Origin of the sequence: Brevundimonas sp., from assembly GCF_036402095.1 — a bacterium.
Lineage (GTDB): Bacteria > Pseudomonadota > Alphaproteobacteria > Caulobacterales > Caulobacteraceae > Brevundimonas.
On sequence record NZ_DASWTO010000054.1, the window covers coordinates 1 to 2,639 of the forward strand.

Genomic DNA, 2,639 nt, shown 5'->3' on the forward strand with positions numbered 1-2,639 from the left:
AGTCCGCGCGCCTCGCCCTGCAGCCGCCGCTGCGCGAACTGACCGACCGCGCCTGCGTCGTCTATGCGCTGAACTGATCGAACCGCCCCGGTTGACGCGGCCGGCCTGCCGCGCGACCGAGGGGGCATGACGCCTCCGTTCAAAGCCGACCCCGCCTTCGATCCCGGTTCGGTCGTGGTCTGCGACTGGGCGCTGTGCCAGGTCCGGCTGCAGGACGACGCCCGCTTCCCGTGGCTGATCCTGATCCCGCGCCGCGCCGGCCTGCACGAGATCGAGGACCTCGGCGCGGCCGGGCGGGCCCTGCTGATGGACGAGGTGGTCCGCGCCGGCGAGGTGGTGCGGATGCTGGGCGAGGCGGCCCTGCGCCCGGTGCAGAAGCTCAACGTCGCCGCGCTCGGCAATGTCACGGCGCAGCTGCACGTGCATGTGGTCGGGCGCCGCCACGACGACGAACTCTGGCCCGATCCCGTCTGGGGGCGCGGCCCGCCCGTCCCCTACGGGGCCCAGGCGCTGCAGGAGGCGGCGTCGCGCATCCGGGTCCATCAGGCCGGGTGAGCGTCACCGCCGTCGCTCGCCGACCGGGGCCTGTTGACGCGTCCGCCGGTCCTTCGTTGACCCTTGCGGCGCCGCTGGACTAAAGCCTGATCACCCGATTTCGAGCGGCTGATTTCGCTCAGGTTTCTGAGAACCATTCGCATATGTCGACCTCCCCCTTGCCGGGCGACGCCTCCAACGACCCGACGGAAGACCAGACCGGCCGGTTCGTGCGCCAGCCCAACGGCCGCGTCCGTCCGCTCTCGCCCCATCTGCAGATCTGGCGCTGGCACGTCACCATGCTGGGATCGATCCTGCACCGGATCACGGGCGGCGCCCTGTCCGGCGGCGCCGTTCTGGTGGTCCTGTGGCTCCTGGCGCTGGCCTTCGGACCCGGAGCCTACGCGACCTTCACCGGCTGGATGGGCTCGCCGCTCGGCCTGCTGATCTGGTTCGGCCTGACCCTGTGCCTCGCCTACCATCTCGCCGCCGGCGTCCGTCACCTGATCTGGGACGCGGGCGAGGGGCTGACGCCGAAGTCCGCCAACGCCCTGGCCACCGGCTCGATCGTGTTCGGCGTCGTCGTCTCGGTCGCCTTCTGGGCCGGGCTGTTCATGACCGGGAGGGTGTCGCTTTGAGCCTCGGAACGAAGAGCTACATCAAGGGCGTGAAGGTGTCCGAGCGCCACGGCGCCGGCGAATGGATGCAGGAGCGGCTGTCGTCGCTCATTCTCGTCCCGCTGACCCTGTGGGGGCTGTGGAGCGGCTGGGCCCTGTCCGGCGCCGGCTACGAGGGGGCGCTCGCGTGGTTCCGCTCGCCGGTCAACGCGAGCCTGCTGGCCGTGACCCTGCTGGTCAGCGTCTGGCACATGAACATGGGCCTGAAGGTCATCGTCGACGACTACATCCACAAGCCCGTGTCGCGGAACACGCTCGTCGGCCTGATCGGCCTGCTGTGCGTCGTCCTCGCCGCGGCGGGCGTCTTCTTCATCGTGCGGCTGGCGCTGGGTTCGGCCCCGCTGCCGGCTGGTTTCGGAGCCTGATCGCGTGGCTGCTTACGAATTCGTCGATCACGAATACGACGTCGTCGTCGTCGGCGCGGGCGGCTCCGGCCTGCGCGCGGCCCTTGGCGCGGCCCAGCAGGGTCTGAAGGTCGCCTGCGTGACCAAGGTCTTCCCCACACGGAGCCACACCGTGGCGGCCCAGGGCGGCATCTCGGCCAGCCTCGGCAACATGGGCGAGGACAGCTGGCAGTGGCACATGTACGACACCGTCAAGGGGTCGGACTGGCTGGGCGACCAGGACGCCATCGAATACCTGGTGCGCAACGCGCCCAAGGCCGTCTACGAGCTCGAGCACTGGGGCGTGCCCTTCAGCCGCACGGATGAGGGCAAGATCTACCAGCGCGCCTTCGGCGGCATGACGCGGAACTTCGGCGAGGGCCCGGTGCAGCGCACCTGCGCCGCCGCCGACCGCACCGGCCACGCCATCCTGCACACCCTGTACGGCCAGTCGGTCCGGCGGGAAGTGAAGTTCTTCGTCGAATATTTCGCCCTCGACCTGATCATGCAGGACGGAGCGTGCACCGGCCTGACCGCGCTCCAGCTCGACACCGGTCAGCTGCACCGCTTCCGCGCCAAGATGGTCATCCTCGCCACCGGCGGTTACGGCCGCGCCTATTTCTCGGCCACCTCGGCCCACACCTGCACCGGCGACGGCAACGCCATGGTGCTGCGCGCCGGCCTGCCGCTGCAGGACATGGAATTCGTCCAGTTCCACCCGACCGGCATCTACGGCGCCGGCTGCCTGATCACCGAGGGCGCCCGGGGCGAGGGCGGCTATCTGACCAACTCCGAGGGCGAGCGCTTCATGGAGCGCTATGCGCCGACCGTGAAGGACCTGGCCCCGCGCGACATGGTTTCGCGCTCCATGACCATCGAGATCCGCGAAGGCCGCGGCGTGGGCCCGAACAAGGACCACATCCACCTGCACCTCGACCACCTCGATCCGAAGATCCTGCACGAGCGCCTGCCCGGCATCTCGGAATCGGCCAAGATCTTCGCCGGCGTCGACGTCACCAAACAGCCGATCCCGGTGCTGCCGACG

General features: G+C 69.8%; 4 protein-coding genes. All 4 read left to right on the forward strand.

Annotated elements, in window-relative coordinates; genetic code table 11:
- The first annotated feature begins 126 nt into the window (after positions 1 to 126).
- Entirely contained in the window at positions 127 to 555 is a 429-nt protein-coding gene (locus tag VGD32_RS04220) for an HIT domain-containing protein (RefSeq protein WP_331030654.1), read from the forward strand.
- 143 nt (positions 556 to 698) lie between these two features.
- Complete coding sequence (sdhC, locus tag VGD32_RS04225) at positions 699 to 1,172, forward strand: succinate dehydrogenase, cytochrome b556 subunit (RefSeq protein ID WP_331030655.1); 474 nt, start codon at positions 699 to 701, stop codon at positions 1,170 to 1,172.
- Positions 1,169 to 1,576 carry a succinate dehydrogenase, hydrophobic membrane anchor protein gene (gene sdhD / locus VGD32_RS04230; protein WP_331030656.1) on the forward strand — a complete coding sequence of 136 codons (408 nt, stop codon included), beginning with the start codon at positions 1,169 to 1,171 and terminating at the stop codon, positions 1,574 to 1,576. Before sdhC ends, sdhD begins: the two co-directional genes overlap by 4 nt.
- A gap of 4 nt (positions 1,577 to 1,580) precedes the next feature.
- Positions 1,581 to 2,639, forward strand: a 1,059-nt coding sequence (locus VGD32_RS04235) for an FAD-binding protein (protein ID WP_331030657.1), incomplete at its 3' end; no start/stop codon positions are given.